16 protein-coding genes and 1 other RNA gene are annotated in these 18,016 nt (G+C 39.0%); 7 read left to right on the plus strand and 10 right to left on the minus strand.

Features of this window, described 5'->3' with window-relative positions; all coding sequences use genetic code 11:
- Positions 1–1,066 precede the first annotated feature (1,066 nt).
- On the minus strand, positions 1,067–2,023 hold the full coding sequence (locus BC008_RS16150; RefSeq protein WP_027842983.1) for a glycosyltransferase family 9 protein: 957 nt from the start codon (positions 2,021–2,023) through the stop codon (positions 1,067–1,069).
- Positions 2,024–2,093: 70 nt separating this feature from the next.
- Between BC008_RS16150 and ispD the strand changes: the two genes are divergently transcribed.
- The 3 genes from ispD to BC008_RS16165 all read left to right on the plus strand — a co-directional run bounded on the left by ispD (position 2,094) and on the right by BC008_RS16165 (position 4,542).
- The gene (gene ispD, locus BC008_RS16155; RefSeq protein ID WP_027842984.1) at positions 2,094–2,771 is read left to right on the plus strand and encodes a 2-C-methyl-D-erythritol 4-phosphate cytidylyltransferase; all 678 of its coding nucleotides are present in this window, start codon (positions 2,094–2,096) and stop codon (positions 2,769–2,771) included.
- A gap of 784 nt (positions 2,772–3,555) precedes the next feature.
- Positions 3,556–4,113 carry an SMC-Scp complex subunit ScpB gene (gene scpB / locus BC008_RS16160; protein WP_036265262.1) on the plus strand — a complete coding sequence of 186 codons (558 nt, stop codon included), beginning with the start codon at positions 3,556–3,558 and terminating at the stop codon, positions 4,111–4,113.
- Between the two features lie 81 nt (positions 4,114–4,194).
- Positions 4,195–4,542 carry a DUF760 domain-containing protein gene (locus tag BC008_RS16165; protein ID WP_027842985.1) on the plus strand — a complete coding sequence of 116 codons (348 nt, stop codon included), beginning with the start codon at positions 4,195–4,197 and terminating at the stop codon, positions 4,540–4,542.
- Positions 4,543–4,599: 57 nt separating this feature from the next.
- On the opposite strand, the gene BC008_RS16170 is transcribed toward BC008_RS16165, so the two are convergent.
- The gene (locus tag BC008_RS16170; protein WP_027842986.1) at positions 4,600–5,805 is read right to left on the minus strand and encodes an HhoA/HhoB/HtrA family serine endopeptidase; all 1,206 of its coding nucleotides are present in this window, start codon (positions 5,803–5,805) and stop codon (positions 4,600–4,602) included.
- Between the two features lie 318 nt (positions 5,806–6,123).
- On the opposite strand from BC008_RS16170, the gene BC008_RS16175 reads away from it, so the two are divergent.
- Positions 6,124–7,014, plus strand: coding sequence for a peptidoglycan DD-metalloendopeptidase family protein (locus BC008_RS16175; RefSeq protein WP_027842987.1), 891 nt, complete (start codon positions 6,124–6,126; stop codon positions 7,012–7,014).
- Between the two features lie 32 nt (positions 7,015–7,046).
- Here the strand turns inward: BC008_RS16175 and BC008_RS16180 are convergent, their stop codons facing one another.
- Together BC008_RS16180 and BC008_RS16185 are read right to left on the minus strand one after the other, a co-directional pair.
- Positions 7,047–8,096 carry a cysteine hydrolase family protein gene (locus BC008_RS16180; RefSeq protein WP_027842988.1) on the minus strand — a complete coding sequence of 350 codons (1,050 nt, stop codon included), beginning with the start codon at positions 8,094–8,096 and terminating at the stop codon, positions 7,047–7,049.
- Positions 8,097–8,385: 289 nt separating this feature from the next.
- A complete protein-coding gene (locus BC008_RS16185; protein WP_027842989.1) occupies positions 8,386–9,369 on the minus strand; it encodes an endonuclease/exonuclease/phosphatase family protein in 984 nt (327 codons plus the stop codon).
- Positions 9,370–9,906: 537 nt separating this feature from the next.
- On the opposite strand from BC008_RS16185, the gene BC008_RS16190 reads away from it, so the two are divergent.
- Positions 9,907–10,593, plus strand: coding sequence for a PHP domain-containing protein (locus BC008_RS16190; RefSeq protein ID WP_027842990.1), 687 nt, complete (start codon positions 9,907–9,909; stop codon positions 10,591–10,593).
- Between the two features lie 950 nt (positions 10,594–11,543).
- Here BC008_RS16190 and BC008_RS52095 read toward each other — a convergent pair.
- From BC008_RS52095 to BC008_RS16205, 5 genes are all read right to left on the minus strand, one after another.
- A complete protein-coding gene (locus BC008_RS52095) occupies positions 11,544–12,017 on the minus strand; it encodes a DUF4168 domain-containing protein (protein WP_027842991.1) in 474 nt (157 codons plus the stop codon).
- Between the two features lie 102 nt (positions 12,018–12,119).
- A complete protein-coding gene (gene holA, locus BC008_RS16200; RefSeq protein ID WP_027842992.1) occupies positions 12,120–13,115 on the minus strand; it encodes a DNA polymerase III subunit delta in 996 nt (331 codons plus the stop codon).
- Between the two features lie 143 nt (positions 13,116–13,258).
- Positions 13,259–13,651, minus strand: a transfer-messenger RNA (tmRNA) gene (gene ssrA, locus BC008_RS45725).
- Positions 13,652–13,700: 49 nt separating this feature from the next.
- On the minus strand, positions 13,701–13,877 hold the full coding sequence (locus BC008_RS49515) for a hypothetical protein (RefSeq protein ID WP_161938122.1): 177 nt from the start codon (positions 13,875–13,877) through the stop codon (positions 13,701–13,703).
- A 24-nt stretch (positions 13,878–13,901) separates the two neighbouring features.
- Positions 13,902–14,792, minus strand: a complete 891-nt coding sequence (locus tag BC008_RS16205; protein ID WP_058183673.1) for a helix-turn-helix domain-containing protein — start codon at positions 14,790–14,792, stop codon at positions 13,902–13,904.
- A gap of 207 nt (positions 14,793–14,999) precedes the next feature.
- Here BC008_RS16205 and BC008_RS16210 point away from each other — a divergent pair, with 207 nt between their 5' ends.
- Both BC008_RS16210 and BC008_RS16215 read left to right on the plus strand, forming a co-directional pair.
- Positions 15,000–15,746 carry an SDR family oxidoreductase gene (locus tag BC008_RS16210; protein WP_027842993.1) on the plus strand — a complete coding sequence of 249 codons (747 nt, stop codon included), beginning with the start codon at positions 15,000–15,002 and terminating at the stop codon, positions 15,744–15,746.
- Between the two features lie 79 nt (positions 15,747–15,825).
- Complete coding sequence (locus BC008_RS16215) at positions 15,826–17,040, plus strand: MFS transporter (RefSeq protein WP_027842994.1); 1,215 nt, start codon at positions 15,826–15,828, stop codon at positions 17,038–17,040.
- A 32-nt stretch (positions 17,041–17,072) separates the two neighbouring features.
- On the opposite strand, the gene BC008_RS16220 is transcribed toward BC008_RS16215, so the two are convergent.
- Entirely contained in the window at positions 17,073–17,960 is an 888-nt protein-coding gene (locus BC008_RS16220) for a DMT family transporter (protein ID WP_235595878.1), read from the minus strand.
- Positions 17,961–18,016 lie beyond the last annotated feature (56 nt).

Genomic DNA, 18,016 nt, shown 5'->3' on the forward strand with positions numbered 1-18,016 from the left:
CCTTATTATTTTTATTGTTTATTCTCCATACAAATCTGTAAAAATTTCCAATTAATTAAGTATTACTGATTACTAAAAAATAATTCAGCTTTCAAGAAATGTACATAGTTGTCTCCGTTTACAACTAAGTTGTAGATAGTGTAAATACACCCCTACTAAATCCACGAAAAATTAGTGAAAATAAATTTTGAACTATTTCGAATAACAGCTTCTCCGCGAAGAGAATGTTCGCTCATAGTATTGTCACCTTTAGTTTTTCTACTTAGATAGCTATGCATAGCTAACTCTAAGTAAACAACATTTAAGCTTGAATATCTACCCACTATTCAAGCTACTTTTTGCTTGCGAATATATTGTTCCCAAAAAAACTCAAAACTAACAGGCTACTTAAAAAAAATCAATGTTTTTAAAATCACTACTCGACAGCTTTTAAGGTCCACATATACAAACCTAGCAGTTAACCTTTTTACTTTCCTCACAACAGAAGAAAAGCTAACAAAGTAAATTGATAGACCTTTTTGCTACAACACGAACAAACATTAACTAGAGTAATGATTGGATGAGACCCTTAGCATTACATATACTGACCTATTTTGTACAGAGGTGTTAGACCCTTCACTACCAATCTGTATAAAATACAATAAGCATTCTTTGTCAAAGCTATTATCTTTAAAGTAGCTTTTTTTCAGAGCAATCAAGTATTAAATTGGCTTGTTTGGTTTCATAATCTTCCTCCATAAAAAATAATAACTATCTATGACGGCAGCACACCTGAATTAGGTTTGTTTACTGCTTCTTTGATTGGCACAAATGAGTAAACACTTATAGTATAATAAAACACTTAAAAGCGTCTGTAGTTTATATCACAAAAGAAACCTAACTTGCTGGGCAAAAAATTATTCCCAGCAAGTTCCCTAAATAAATAAGAAATAGAGGTTGTAAATTTTCAAAAAAACGCTTGCACGGAGAGTACAAAATCATAAGCAAGTAACGCAAATAATTTGAGATAGAGATCATTACTCGATGTATCTCCGGATTTGGTTAGCGTTTTCCTCAACAAGCTTGTTTATGCCAAGATTTTTTCCAAAACTGTTTTGGGCAAAATATCAGCAGCTTTTCCACTCGGAGACTCAATGGCAATAATTTTGTCGCTCTGGGGTAAAACTTCTTCGGGTTTAGTAGGACCAAATAAGGCAATAGTGTATGTTTGCACAGCAACACTCAAATACATTGATGAATTGTGAGTGCAAAGCATTAAATTTGCCCCAGCAATAGTAGCTGCTAATTTACCAATATTGTCTGGAGAAATGAGCTTAAGCTGAGGCAAGGCTTGCTTTAATCTGAGAGAAAACTCAGGGTTTTCTGGATTTGAAACTGCTAATATTGGCATATCTGGTTGCTTCATATTCAAGTCTCGAATAATTTGTAACCAGCTTTCCACAGGATAAGTTCGGCTATCGAATTTTTGACTGCTTTGCGGACAAGAGCCTGCATCAATCAAAATATATCCAGTTTCATTAACAGATAACCTCACTTGTTCTCTTTGTGCCCATTCAATATCATTTTTAGGGACATTGATACTTAAATCGGGACAAGGAGATTTGATACCCAATTCTTGCAGCAAATCGTGGTACATAGAAGCAGCGTACTGCTTGGTAATCATGGGAATAGAATTTGTCAGAAAAACACTTCCACTACCCTTAAAGCCAATACGCTGAGGAATGCCAGTCAACCATAATAAAAGACCAACGAACCAGTCTTGCTTGCTTGTAATGGCAATATCGTACTCCCGATCGCGAATCGTGCCCACCAGGTTACCCCAATCAGCCAAACTGTTGCGGTCTGAAAAATCAAAGCCAATTACCTCACGAACTGATTTGCTCACTTCGTAAGCAGCTTTAGACCGAGGTTCAGTGACGACATCTATCTGTGCTTGGGGAATTTTGGACAACAAGTCATCTAGGGTCGGGAAAAATAAAAGTTGGTCGCCAATTCCGCCAGGGACAAGGGCTACTATTCGCATTTCAATTTCTTTATGCTAACTCGCTCCTTATTTTAGGGGAAAATATAAAGCCTGAAGATTGAGGAATTTTGTGTATTTACTAATCCCAGCCGCAGGAAGCGGAAGAAGAATGGGGAGCGATCGCAATAAACTTCTTTTGTCGCTCTTAGAAAAGCCAATTCTCGCTTGGACCTTACTAGCTGCTCAGAAGGCTACTAGTATCAGCGAGATAACCATAATCTGCCAGCTGCATGACAGAGAAGAAATTGAGATAATTGTGGATAATTTGAAATTAGCCAAGCCCGTAAAATTTATTGGAGGTGGTTCTAGCCGTCAAGAATCAGTTTGCAATGGACTCCAAGGGTTGCCAGATACAGCAGAAAAGGTATTGATTCATGACGGAGCAAGATGTCTCATTACCCCGGAATTATTTGACCGTTGTGCCGATTCTATTCGTAAAATTCAAGGGTTAATTGCCGCTGTACCAGTCAAGGATACCATCAAGGTTGTAGATGAAAATGGCATCATTCAGAATACACCCGAACGCAGTAAGTTATGGGCTGCACAAACCCCTCAAGGATTTGACGTCAAACTGTTAAAAGAATGTCACAAAAAAGCACTTGATAACGGCTGGGAAGTCACCGATGATGCAGCATTGTTTGAAAGATGTGGCTTACCGGTACAAATTGTTCCTGGAGAAGAAACAAATTTGAAAGTGACTACCCCCCAAGATTTAGCGATCGCAGAATTTATTCTTAGAAGTAGGTAAGAAGCAATTAGGAATTGGGGATTAGGAATGGGGGATTAGTTCACCGAAGTCAGAATTGCGGAATAAACAGACCGTTTGGAGGCGCTATCGCAGCTAACGCTGTTAGCGGCTAGCGTAAGCGCGCCCTGCGTGACGTTAGTCAGAGGCTTTGCCGACGTAGCCTCTAGGTATTGCGTGTTGTAGACATAAGCGTGGTCTGTTCTGCTATGCTTGCGCCGAGCACGCGGCTGCGCCGAACACTGCGTTAACGCCGTAGGCGCGGTCTGTTCATATTTCTGACTTCGGTGAACTAATCTCCAGTCGCCGGTCCCTAATCCCTATATGCCGCTAAGAACGCGCGGCTGCTAACGTAGTGTACCGTAGGTATTGCGCCACGTTCGCGCAGCGCCTTCTCAGCGGCGGCACGCAGTGCTATCGCCAATACATCTACTTGACACTTCTACAGATATGATGATAAATACCTAACATTTATTATTTTTCCTATGCCATTTGTCTGAGCAAAGTAAAAAATAAACACAAAATCTGTAAACACAAAATCTGTGATCTTTAGATACTATTTGTACTTGCTTAAAAGTCTACAGGCAATTGTCAGGGACTAATGACCTAAAGCTTAAGGGTGCCGGACATAGTAACAGTAAAGCTGGATTAGAGCTCAAGATATTCCTTAGCAAGGTATTTCTTGTTTTTATATTCAATAATGCTTTCAAAACACAAGTCAAAACTAAATGTACCCTTCCTTTTTCCCCTGGCTATAATTTGACCAACGACCAATGACTGGCAATCGATGAATTCAACAACTAAAATAGAAGCGATTCTATATTTGAAGGGAAAGCCCCTGTCAATTGGTGAAATTGCTGAATATGCTGCTTGCGATCGCGCGAGTGCAGAAGAAGGCATTATTGAACTCATTGACGAATATGCCCGCCGTGACAGCGCCTTGGAAGTCGTAGAAACTTCAAAAGGCTACAGTCTACAATTGCGGTCTGACTTCCACGAATTAGTGAATACTCTGATCCCAGTGGAATTAGGAGTAGGAGCTTTGAGAACTTTAGCTGCAATTGCCCTTAATGAACCAATATTACAAAGTGATTTAATTGATGTCCGGGGTTCTGGTGCATATCAGCACGTACAGGAATTAGTTGGACAAGGTTTTGTCAAGAAACGTAGAGATAGTGATTCTCGCTCTTATTCGCTGCAGGTAACTCCCAAATTTAATCAGTATTTTCAAATCGAACAACTGCCAAATTCTTTATCTTTGAGTAGAAAAGAAAAACAATTGGAATTAAATTTAGAATCACAAGAAACCACTGCTGTAACTTCAGTTGCTGCCGATCGAACATAGCCCTATGACAGGGATAAATATTTCTCCCACTTCAACTATGGTTTAGAGTAGAATTAGCAACTAAGCTAAAAAAAACTACCAATGGTGTTTAATCCCGACTTTCTGAATAATAACTTTGAGGAACATACCCACCAACTTCTTAATGAAAATGGTGACGAACATATAAATCAGTTACTCAAATATTTGCAGCATCAACCACCAGAAGTCTTAGCGCGGGTTGCCCAATCCGTTAGTCCGGAAATTAAACAAATTATTTCGCAAAATGTTCAAGGGCTAGTAGGAATGTTACCTACTGAGAGTTTCAATGTGCAGATCACTACTGACAGAGAAAATCTCGCCGGTATGTTGGCATCGGCTATGATGACCGGCTATTTCCTGCGCCAGATGGAACAGCGAATGCATTTAGACCGATTAAGTAGTGATCGGTAGTAAACAGCCAATAGTCACCCTTACAGCAGTAATTGACTATCGACTAGCGGCTACCATCTATTTGCGGGAATCGGTGCCTAACTGTACTTTTAAAGTTTGTAATTTACCATTTCGATCTACCTGAATTTCTAAAGTATTTCCCACGGCACTCGATTCTACGATTTTTTGGACCTGGGCAGTTGTCTTGATAGATTTATTATTGATTTTCACGATCAAATCTCCAGGACGGAGTCCTCCTATTTCTGCAGGAGAATCGCTCAAGACTCGTTCGATAACCACTCCATAGTCCTGGTTAATATTCAGTTTTTGTTCTTTGTTAATCCGTTTTTTCTTACTGGGGTTAAGGTCTTCCATCCCGATACCCAAAAAGGGATGATCTGCGTACCCTTTTGTAAATAATTCATTAGCAATGCGAGCTGCTGTTTCAATGGGGATGGCAAACCCAAGACCTTGAGCATCAGCACGGATTGCAGTATTTACACCAATTACTTCACCATTTGCGTTTAACAAAGGTCCACCAGAGTTTCCTGGATTGATTGCAGCATCGGTTTGAATAAAGCTAACTTTTTTGTCAGGGACTCCCACTTGGGTGCTGGTGCGATCAGTGGCGCTGATAATACCAATGGTTACGGTGTTATCTAAACCCAGAGGATTACCAATCGCGATCGCCCACTGACCGGGTATTAAATTTTGGGAATTACCCAATTTGACTGTGGGTAATTTGTTGGCTTCAATTTTTACTACTGCCAGATCGGTAATAGTATCTACTCCCGATACGTTACCTTCAAAGGTTCTGCCATCTTTGAGGGTTACTATAACCGTGTCTGTATTTGCAACTACATGGGCATTTGTTAGTATTCTTCCATCTTGAGCAATAATGAAACCCGATCCAGTTCCACGCTCGATTCTTTCTTGAGGAAAAGTGTCTTCTTCATCACCAAAGAATCGACGTAATAGAGGGTTTTTTAATGCGTCCGAAATTGGATTGGCTACTTTGCGGGTCGCGTTAATTCGAACTACTGCTGGTCCAGTCTGTAGGACTGCTGAAGCTATAAAATTTTGTTGTTCGCCTCTTCTGGTTTTTACTGGAATTTTGACTGGATTGAGGGGTGTTGTTTGTGGTGGTAAAGAAACCGTAACATTTCTTAATTCTGGCCTGGGACGATGTGTTGGGAGGAGATAGTAACCACCCAACAAACCTGCACCGCTACCAAGAGCCACCAGGGAAAAATAAACGGTCAGTTGCTTTAGCGATATATTCATAGTTGTTACAGTCGTGGACAGCAATGCAGACGCGTTCTTTCTCAAGTGTAGTTAGCAAGGTATTAGCTAGCTAGATTACTAAGTAGATAAAAATACAATCCATTGTTATGGTGTATGAGAATTTAAGAGGTACTTGAGAATCAACCGCAAATAATTAGTAAAAATACTTACCAAACTTCAATAATTGATACTAATGACCGTCAGCTTTCTTTCACAGACGATAAATTTAGTCTAGAAAGGTAGTGCGCCAACTTTATGTAGTACGCCAACTATTCGATCATTCGTCTGTGGAAGTTAGGAAAAATATTTAATTTAAATATGACTGCTAGCAATCGTCTACTGTTTCCTTGTAGTTTATTTACCACTTTAGCTGTAATATTAATGGTTCCAAAAACCGTAATATCACAGACTTCTACTAAAAGTTGTCCCACACCAGCTCTGGAACGTTTTGTACGTCACAGAGTAACATCTGGGGAAACTCTAGAAAAAATAGCGCAGAAATACAACTTGGAAAGTGCGACTATTATCCGGATGAATCGGAGTTTGACAAATCAAGAGGTTAGTGTTGGTCAAGAAATATTAATCCCACCTTATAACGGGGTGATAGTCGAACTATCTCCTACACAAAGTTTGAAGCAAGTTGCAGCACAGTATAAAATCCGCGCTGATGTGTTGTTTGAAATTAATGGTTGCCTAAAAAACCCGAGTATAGTGTTTGTTCCCCAGCTAGGAAAATCAGTAAACCCTCCTGCGAAGCAATCTAATACAACTTCTCCTCAACAACCTGTAATACCAGAGCGAGTAGCCGGTTATCCTTTACCATCACCAACCCAAGTGATTTATCCGTTTGGTTGGCAGATGAATCAGGCTACTAAAGAAGTATTTTTTCATAGTGGAGTAGATTTGTCAGCAGCAATTGGAACGAATGTCCAAGCAGTTGACTCTGGAACGGTATTATTTGCTGGAAAACAAGCTTCCTATGGAAATTTGGTAGTCATTTATCATGAAAGTGGTTTACAAAGCCGTTATGCTCATCTTGGCAGCATTAATGTAGCTGTGGGACAGTCAGTGAAAACTGGAGATTTGCTGGGAAAGGTTGGTTCTAGTGGAACTCCTAGCATTTCCGAACCACATCTTCATTTTGAAATTCGCTCGAGTTCCGACTTAGGTTGGGTTGCAAAGAATCCAAAATCTTATTTACAGCAATAAATGGGTAATGGGTAATTGGTAATTGGTTGCTTTTAAGTTTTAATTTTCAACCATTTAGAAATAGGTTCGCTTGATTTAATTAAGTGCATTCCTGAGGCAGCAAATTTGCTAAAGGCTGCATCTGCTGTTTCTGTATAGTCAACGACTCCAGGTACTACCACGGGAGAAGTACAGTCTTCTAGTATATAAATATTTTGGGCTAGGTTAATATCAACCTGTTGAATTTCATTTAATAAATCTTCAATTGTCCAAGCAACACAGTGACTTTTAGCTTGTCCAGCAATAATAACTGCATCAAATTTCAAAAGTTGCTCGATTAAAGCTGTGTTTTTTTGGGCGATTGGATGTCGGTCAAATCCTTCTAAAACTTCTGGGCTTAATACGGAGTAATTCTCGGTAAGGGGATTATTTCCCTTGAGTTCAAATTGGGTTTGACTCTCGCGAATTAAATTATGGAAAAATATAGCTTCTTCTACTGCAGAAACTAAAGCATGACCAATACCACCTAACATGGAATGATAAGGCCAAATTGTTAGGGGATATTTACCGTTTTGAGTTAATTTTTGAACGTAATTATATGCTTGTTTGTTTAACAAATCTTGATTATTATTAGTGATGCTATGGGCGACTGCAGGATTAATTTTCCAAGTACCTTTAATAATGTCATCAGGTGTAATATTAGTTACTGCTGGAATTGGATGTTCTCCAGCTTTGTTTACCCAAAAAATTGGGTGAAAAATTTGCATTGCTGTGTGGGTATCCATGGTCGGTATAATATTTGTAATTACACCTAAATTGCGATAGATAAATTCGCATAATCTTACATTATCTTCTACTGCTCCATTGCCAGATTTGCCACCAACAAATAATTCAAAGTTGGGTATACAAAAGGTATTTTGTACATCTATTAATAATAAACAAACGCGAGCTTTATCCCTCAATGCAGGCTGTATGTGATATTTTTCTTTCCAAGAGCGTGCAGAAATTGCAATTTCCTGATAGGGTACGCGCCATACTTCTCCAACTTTTTTTGCCTCGAAATTAGGGGGAATAGGTAATTGAATATTTATATTAGAATCCATGATTAACTGCAATTGATTTGATTTTTATCTATCTTTATATAGCAATCAATTAAGTGTTTATAAGTGTTTAAGAACATAGAATTTATTGTAAATTTCCATTTACTTTAGCGCTAAAGCGCTACTACGAACCAAGAGGTATAGCGCTACGTAATTAGGTTAGGGCATTGGTTAACCCTCAAACCTATGACTAGTAAACTTATGTCCTGCTGACACGCGCTTAGGCTAACGCCGACGCCATAAAAGCTCGAGCTGCGCTACCTACGGATCCGCTAATGACTTGCGCGTAGCACTATATTTCAAATTCAGCAATCAGAGGTGCGTGGTCTGATTCTGGATAAAGCTTATCAGTTGCAAAAGCTATTGATTCATCATGTAAAATTTCGTTGTGAATTTCTGCACCTTTGTAGTAGCTCATTAGCGACCGCGAGATTAAAACATGATCTAGCATTCTACCTTGACCGTGATGAAATAAGGTGTAACGCTGGGATTTGGGAATTGAGCGATCGCAATGTACGAGAACTCGACTGGCTAATTGAGGGTTGCCTGTATTTTCTACTGCGCCACAAATTGCTTCAACTGGAACTTCATCACCTTCAGCATTAAAATCACCTGTCACAGCAATTAGAGCATTTTCATCTTCATCAAATAGCTGATCGATGAGAAAACGTGTTTCTAGGGCTTGTCCCACGCGACGCATCGAGGAAATAAAAAAGCCTTCAGCCCAACCCGTAGAAGTTTTCCAAGTAAAGTTATTTATTTTTTGTCCAGGAATATTACTTGGTAGTTTGGACTTTAGGTGGAGATTAATTACATTTAAGGTTTGAGCGTTGGGAAGTTTAATTTTGGCGTGTAAAATGGGTCGTTCCCAACTAACTTCATTCGCTTCTTCCGATCCTGGTTGTGCTGTCACCTGGCGATATGAAGGTGCTGCTGCAAACTCATGTTTATATTGTTGATGTTCGGTAATTTCAAAACGACTGAGAACAACTAAGTTACGTTTGTCAAATACTTGGTGCTTTTGTTTGGTTTGGGTGCTGCACAGGTAATAGTCTTGATAGGGTGTGCCTTTTAATAATTTCTTGAGTGCTAATAAATCCCTTGGCTTATTGGGCTGTTCTTGTCCGTGAACTTCTTGTAAGCAAAGGATATCCGCATTTAGCCGAATGAGTTGGGGACGCATTACGGTAATGCGTTCTTGAAGTGTCGGTTTTTTACCGGGTTCGTCGTCCAGATTTTCTAAATTAAAAGTAGCAATCCGTAATCTTAGGGGCATACTTAGTCCCTGCAACTGCGCTAACCATCCTACATGATGTGTTAGTTAAAATTGAGACATATTAGTAATATCAATGAGTTAGCACTTTCCAAATGTTACAGGGGAAGATTCTTCCTATTGCTAGGGCTATATTATATAGTCAGGAGCTGTTTTGTATACCAGCTGTTTTGTGTTTTACGCGTTTTTAATTATAGTTTTTATTATTAATATTAATAAAGCCTTTTTTTAACATCTTAAGCACTAAAAAAACCTTTAATATTCTCAAAAATCTAGAAAATTTAAAGTTTGTTTGTATAACTTTATAGCTTAAGTATTGACTTTATCCGTAGTCAAGTCCCGACAAACCAAAAATAATTGCGACCAGTGGCACAATTTATTTGTTAGTTTAGTCTTAATATATCGCAAACTTTTGTAAAGTTAGCAAATTAATATATTGCCTGCAGAATCTTGAGAAACAAGAAAAATATGTTGATACTTCTTCTAAAGATAGTGGGTTAATTTATTGAGATGAATTGAGAAAGCGTAAGAAAAAAGATTATGACAGTGGATTTAGCTAAAAAAAATACTTCATCAGAGGTTTTGAAACAAGTTTTTCAAAATCTGGATAGAACTAGCTGCCCGAGACATTTTAATTTTCACATGCACACCGTTTACTCAGACGGCAAGTTACATCCCAATCGCTTGATGGAGCAAGTTATAGAAATCGATCTTAAAGGATTTGCAATTACGGACCACCATACGATTGCTGGTTATCAAGTTGCTCGAGATTGGCTGGAAAAATGGCAACGGGAAAATCCCGACCGAATTGGACCTCAACTCTGGAGTGGTGTAGAAATTAATGCCAATCTTTTAGATGTTGAAGTTCATATTTTAGGTTACGGTTTTGAACCAGAAAATTCTAGCTTGAAGAGTTACATTCAAAGAAAAATTGTTACAGGTGAAGAATATCAAGCTACTAATGTGATTCGTGCGATTCACGATGCTGGAGGAATTGCAGTACTGGCTCATCCCGCTCGTTACAAGCGATCACACTTTGAATTAATTCCTAGAGCGGCTGAACTAGGAATTGATGGTGTAGAAACCTTTTATGCGTATAACAATCCTAACCCTTGGAAGCCTAGCGATTTACAATCGCAACAAGTGGGAGAATTAGCTTGTGAGTATGGTCTTCTAAATACTTGTGGTACTGATACTCACGGTTTAAGTCTACTAAAGCGATTGTAATTATGTTAGGTAGATTTCATTGCTGTGCGACCTTACGGATCCGCTAACACAAAAACTCTGGGATTGCTATCTCCTAAACACAAACGCTAGAACCTGCGGCGTCGGAGCCTCTAGCTATAGCTGCGCTACCTATGCAGCCGCCAGCAACCTTACGGATCCGATCCGCTGACCCTGGACTGCGTTCTGGTCACAATGATAAATCTATCTCCTACGGACACGCCATGCTTACGTTGCATAAGTCCTGGGAACTAAAAGTTTACTATTTATATTCGTAGGTTCAGATTCCAGGCTTCAGCATCGATAAATGTCTTAGCCTAAATAGGTGCTGGGATCGAAAGTAAATAACCAGTAAATAATAAGAAACGTATTTACAGAAATAAAGTATATTTTATTTCTATTATTATTTTCTGGAAAAATTTCTTGATAGATAAAATATTAATATGTAATAACTAAACAGTTAATAAAAATTGGCTAACTATATATGTAAGTAAATACTGATAAGTTATACTTAAAATACGTATAGATAAGAGATTATTGACGTGCAAAAAATACTTTTTAACACTAAATTAATAACTAACAAATAGCAAATCATTACCATCTGTTGAATACTGCCTAATGACTAGACTGCTCTTTTTTTTTAACGTTAAAATTATTTAAATATTAAAACTGATTATCAATCACTAACATGATAAATTACTAAGATAATAAATGACTAAGAAATGAAATATATCATCAGTAATAATTTTGAATAAAATTTAATTTTGATAGATAGAAAATTAGCTGAATTATCAATAGATAAAATTTTTTATTAGCCTTGATGGTTAATAAATTACTACTTATTAATACTAAAACTCACTGCGAACCAATTTAAATCCACCCTGACTTAATATTATTTATCTATAAGGGTGTGTGAAGATACTTTCTAAATTTAAGTTTCTCTAGTTATTAATTTAGCGATTTTTACGACCACCTTGTTCTTTAATTAGTGCATCGTAAATTCGCTGATGTACTTTATTATCTGTTTTTGCTGCTTCGGTAATCTTATTAAAACGTTCAATACTCAAACCGTTACTTTCAACTATTTGTCTGGAACGCTTACAGTATTCGTTTGCAATCTGTTTTGCATCTCCAGGTAATTCACCAAAGCTTTTCGGATTGTTACAAACGATGTTGGGCATTTTTTCACGCTCACCCAAAATTTTTTTTATTTTGTCATATGCTTGTTGGCGAGGTTTTTCCATTTTTATCACGATTGCAGCATACTTCTTGACGTCGCTTGGTCTAATATTTGCATTTGCGTAAACTTTCGTGCTGGGGAAAATAATAGAACTCGAAAAAGTGGTAAAAACTGTTGAAATTAATAATGTTTTAATGATAATCCGATTCGGATTTAGTCTAAAGGAAAAATTAAATGGCTTAGTCATTTGTGAAGGAAAAAAAGTTACAGTAGGGACGTATTAATAACTTTGAATATTTCTCAGAGTGAGAAGTTCCCTCCAAAAAATCAAATAATTCTGTTTTTATCTCTAATATTTATTCTTGATGCATATTTGACATAACTCAATAGTCGTAGTTTGAAGTGCTGACATTGGATTTGCTCCCTGCTTTAGATTGATCTCCAGTCTTAGTAATATTGGTGGTATAGAAATTAGCTGTTTCAAAGAAAGAGATCTGATTTCTTGTTGTAAAAAATAAATGCGCTTTGGATTTCCTACTTCTGCAGCTTGAGCAATAGCTTGCTGATTTTTCTCACCATTTTCTATCATGATTTTGACCCACAACCAAGTCCGAAACTGACCTATTAATGTGGCCAGTATCCTTAGTGCTGGTTCATTTGCATTAATTAAATCTGCTACTAACGTTAATGCTTTAGGCGTATCTCCCTCTCTAATTGCTGCAGCTAATTGCAAGCTATTCTGAGTAGTATTTCTTACTAATTTATTAATAGTATTTACTTCTAAAGGTTGTTTGCTACCTCCAGTGTAAAGTTGTAGTTTCTCTAATTCATTATGTAATAGTCGCGTATCATTTCCTACTGCTTCAGCGATAATTTCTAAACCTTGGGGAGTTATTTGCAAACCAATATCTTTTGCTACTTGACTAACGGATTTTACTATAAGTTCTTTTTTCCAAGGTGGGACTAAAGCAAATTCTCGATATTCTGTAGCAAATTTTTTCAGTAATTTTGTTGATTTTAGGCGTTCGTCAAATTTTTTTCGGCTAGTAAGTAATAAAAATGAATCTTCGGGAATTACTGATAAAGTACGCTGTAATTCATTGAGTACATTTTCCGGACATTGTTGTGCCAAAGTGGTATTCATTAGCCAAACTAAGCGTCCCCCTGCTCCAAACTTGGGTGTCATAGCTTGATTTAAACCATCTATTAAGGCATCGGAGCCATCTGGTGGAATTGCATTGTAGTTAAAACTCGACCATTCAGGAGCAAGAACGCGATCGCGTAATTTTTGTATGGCTTTTTCTATGGCATAATCGTCTTCACCCCAGTAAACATAAACTGGCATCACAAACCTCAATACAGATCGTAATTGCGAATATTGTAAATTGAAGCAGATAAAAGATAAGTTTTACGGGTATTTACTTAACGTCCTGACCACAAAAATAAAGCCCACCTCTGAAACAAGGTAGACTTTAAAATTTATTATTTAAGTGGAACCGGGCAGAATCGAACTGCCGTCCGCAATAGGTATTCGCTTACCGCTCATTCACAGGTTTAGCTTCTTTTACCCTCGAAGCGGGGACCGCCCATTATCCCGAACGGTGGGATGCTTTGGTAAAGTCTTTGCTAATAAGTACACCAAAGATTACTTATCAGCGCATCCGTTGGGGTTTGCCTCTAATCCTTAACGGAGTCAAATTAGAAGCACTCGAACCTATAAGAGGTGTTTTAGGCTACTGCTACTGCAGCTTCCTTACGAGTAAAGTTTACGATGTTATTCGCATTTACATTGTTTTGAGCCTTTGATTTGCGAGAGGAGACTCACTCTCGACCTGCATCACGGGTCAGTTTTCGCTACCACGTCGAAACCTTTACGGCCCCATGAATACATACTTATTTTTATAGTAATACATTTTTGATTAATTGCCAATTATCTTTGAATAGCTGTTTCAATTTGGGGACTAACCCGATACGTTGTATTTGAAACCATGATGAAATCAGCCGCACTACGTTCGAGTTTACGGGTTTTGGCAACAAGTTGATTTGCTGCACCACTGTTTGCGATGCACAAATGCTTCAATGTTGTTCGAGTTAGATCGCGCGCCACTGCGGTGCGATACTATTCAGTAGCTTAGAACGATATTTCGTTATGTTTTCGATAAATTTGGGGAGCAGTTCCAACTAGGCGACGAAACTGAGTTGAGAAATGAGCGTGGCTGCTAAATCCACTTTGGAATGCCACTTCAATTATTGATAATTTTGTATTTACTAATAAATCTTTAGCTTTATTGATACGATGATAGATCAGATATTCGCGTGGGGTCTGTCCCGTTGCCTTCTTGAACATGCGCGTGAAGTGGACGCTGCTATAACCCGTCAGATTTGCTAAATCCGCGATCGCAATGTTGCTTGTATCATTTGCTTTGATATACTCTTGCACTTTTGCAAGGAGATGTGTGGGTAACTTACCGACTTTAGGTATTTGAATTTTTGACACTGCGTAACTGTTCACTAAGTGGACAGCTAGGACATTCATCACTGATTCTAGAAATAGTTTGTTGGAAACTCCATGCAATAATCGATCGGTTCGGACAGTTGCTGCTAACTGACGAATGAGGGGATCGTCTGAGATTTGAAATTCTAAGATTTCCAGAGAACGTCCCTTAGTGGTTTCAGGAATAGTGGTGGCGATAAATTCTGGCGCAAGGTAAAAATTTACTAATTCTCCACCACGATCTAAGGTCAAACCATGGGGTTGTTCGGTTGGAACCACATAGCACTGTCCTACTTGTACCTCTTGATGCTTATCTCTACCTGAAGCTGAATGCCAGGATGTAATTGCTTTTGCTCGCTCGAACAACACCGTAATCTGATGAGTATGATGTTCGTGCGTATTGAATAAGTCTGGATTTAATGTCGCGTGGTGTAACCCAGTTTCTTTATCGAGTAAGAGATGATAATGGACTCCCCCTGTTTCTTGGCGTGGAACTAACGGCTTTCCTGTGTGCGAGTCAATCAGCATAACATCCTCATTTCTCGATTATGAAACCTGCTCTCTTGCGCTTAATTATAAATTACAGAAATATAAATTACAGAAATTACAAAATAGATTTTAAAGATGATAAAAATCCTAAAACCTTAGCAAATACATGAAAGACTTTGGCTGTATTTTTTTTGATAATAAAGCTATCAATCAGGCAGCTACAGAAGGTTTTGGAGGTTCTTACAAATGAATATATCTACTCAAAAAATTGCCATTGTCACAGGTGCTTCAAGAGGAATTGGAGCTGCTATCACAAAACGTCTTTCGCTAGATGGATTTGCAGTAGTTGTCAACTATGCCAAGAATCAGGAGAAAGCTCAAGCAGTTGTACAAGAAATTCATGCCGAAGGTGGAGATGCGATTGCCGTGCAAGGGGATGTTTCTAATGCACAAGATGTGGAATTACTGTTCGATCAGGCTGAAAAAACCTACGGTGGCGTAGATGTTTTGATTAATAATGCCGGTATTCAAACTCCAAAACCCATCAATATTGCAGATACAGACGACGAGTTGTATGACAGGATATTCAATATCAATACCCGTGGGACATTTCTCGCCTTGCGACAAGCTGCTCGACGTTTGCGAGAGGGTGGACGTATAGTGAATTTCTCAACCAGTGCTATAGGTCTGGCTATGCCGGGTTACGCTATTTATTCTGGGTCAAAAATTGCGGTTGAAGTCTTTACCAATATCATGGCGAAGGAGTTAAGGGGACGCAGCATAACTGTAAATGCGATCGCGCCGGGACCAACTGCAACAGATCTGTTTTATCAAGGCAAATCTGAAGAATTAATTAATAAGTTTGCTAAGCAAGCACCGCTAGAGCGCTTAGGACAACCCGATGATATTGCTAGCACCGTTGCTTTTTTAGTGAGTCCCGAAGGCAGTTGGGTAAACGGTCAAACCCTGAGAGTCAACGGCGGTATTGTTTAGCCCAGTCGCAACTCGGGCGTTCGCACCCTCCGACGCGAACGTCATTAAAAGCATGATCGATAATTACAGGAAACTACAAATGTCTAACAAGTCGAATCCCACAAGTAGAAGCGCTACACCTATTTATCGGGATGTGAATCTTCAAATCGTTATCAGTATTACCTTGATGGAACTTATGGGGACAATGAGCATTAATCCTGTCTTACCTGGGATTGTGCAAGACTTTCAACTGTCCCCACAGCAAATTGGTTGGGTGACTACGGCGTTCGTTGTCCCAATAGCGATTGGAGCTCCTATTTGTAGTGTTCTGGCAGATCGCTTTGGTCGGAAAGCTATTTTAGTCCCGTCACTATTTCTGTTTGCGATCGCGGGAGTCGCTTGTGCATTTGCTCAAAATTTTCATACCCTCTTGGCGTGGCGCTTCCTGCAAGGAGTTGGAGCAGCAAGTTTAGAGGCGCTAGCATTAACGCTGATTAGCGATCTGTATGCTGGGAAGCAATTGACGTCAGCTATGGGATTGAACGCCAGCACGATCGGGGTGAGTTTAGCTGTGTATCCCTTAGTTGGTAGCGGATTGGCATCAATGGGATGGCGTTACACATTCGCTTTACCGCTGCTTGCCATTCTAGTTGGGATTTGGGTGTGGCGTTCGCTGCAACTACCCGAAAAACAGCCCTACTCAGATTTTGATTTCAAGGTTTATTTGAGAAATATTTGGAGCAATATTCGTCGCTTTGAGGTGATTAGGCTTCTATTTATAGTAGTTGCACTGTTTGTCCTTTTATTTGGTGCCTACCTAACTTATATTCCCACAGTTGCAACGTCTCTCGGCGCTTCTGAGATCGAGATTGGTATCTTGTTAGCAAGTATGGCGGTCTCTTTTGCGTTCGCGTCATCGCTACTGGGATCGTTTGCGCGGTTGTTTTCTGAACTTACTCTTATCAAAATTTCTTTCTTTATTTACACTTTGGCGTTAGTTATAACACCTGCAATTGAGCACATCTGGATGTTATTAATTCCCAGCATCCTATTTGGAATCGCACATGGAATAGTATTTCCAACAACACAAGCATTATTGGCAGAACTGGCTCCAAGCACTAATCGGGCAGGTTTTATGGCAGTGACTGCAGTTGCAGTACCCTTGGGTCAAGCACTCGGTCCAGTATTGGGGGGGTTGGCGTTTAGTGCATGGGAAATTAGAGGAGTATTTTATGCAGGTAGCATATTTGCGATCGCAACTTTTGTTTTCCTTAGATATTTAATACCTCATAGAATAAAAGCAAATCATGGTTAGTTACCTGTAAACTTAGAACATAAAGCATTCTGTTAGGAATTAATTTTCGCAGCGCGAAGCATACCCAACACTACTAATACAATACCAATCCACTGTAGCGAGGTAGGAATTTCTCCTAGAAGAGGAATCGCGATTAAAGTTGTTAACACAGGGACCAGTGGACTGAATAGAGAAGTCAACTGCGCACCTAAACTTTGAACGGCATAGGTCACGAGGTAAATTGTACCAATGGACATAATAATGCCCTGAAAAATTGCTTGCGAAATAATGTGCGCGGTCGAAGCAGACTCAAAACCGTTATACCAAAATAACAAATACGGAGGGAGATAGAGCAGGGAAATAACTGACACGATCGCCGTGCTTTGCATAGGTCTTAATTCCCATACTTTAGCTAGTAAAGTGAATAGACCCCAACTGATACCCGTAACAAGTAATAAAAAGTCTCCAAATAACACCGAACCCTGCAAAGAAAATGAAGAAGCAGTTACAAGTACAACTCCAAGAAAAATAGATACTAATGAAAGTACTCTTGCGAGAGAAAACGATTGCAGTCCCAAAAAGACCATACCTAGGAAAACTACTGATGGGACTATACCAGGATTCAAAACCGCACCATGTGAAGCTGGAGCAAAACTAAGACCGAAAAAGAAAACAAGAATATAAGGAGAACCAGCAAGACAAGTAAGGAGTATGGCTTTTGACCATCCGAGCCCACCAAGATTTTTCCAGCCCAAACGGTAAAAGTAAGGTAGCATAACTATTCCGGATACTGAATAGCGCAGGGCGGCGAGGTCGAGAGAATTTAAACCGTTGAGAATGCTATACCGTGTGACGACAAAGTTTGCTGTATATATTACCATTACTAACAAAATTGCAAAGATTCCTAGCAGGGATTTACTTCCACGACGTGTTGATTCCAATAAAAATCTCATCGCAACTTCAATCCTTCCTGTAAATGGACTACGGACGATTGCAC

The sequence above is a fragment of the Mastigocoleus testarum BC008 genome (assembly GCF_001456025.1).
Classification (GTDB): Bacteria; Cyanobacteriota; Cyanobacteriia; order Cyanobacteriales; family Nostocaceae; genus Mastigocoleus; species Mastigocoleus testarum.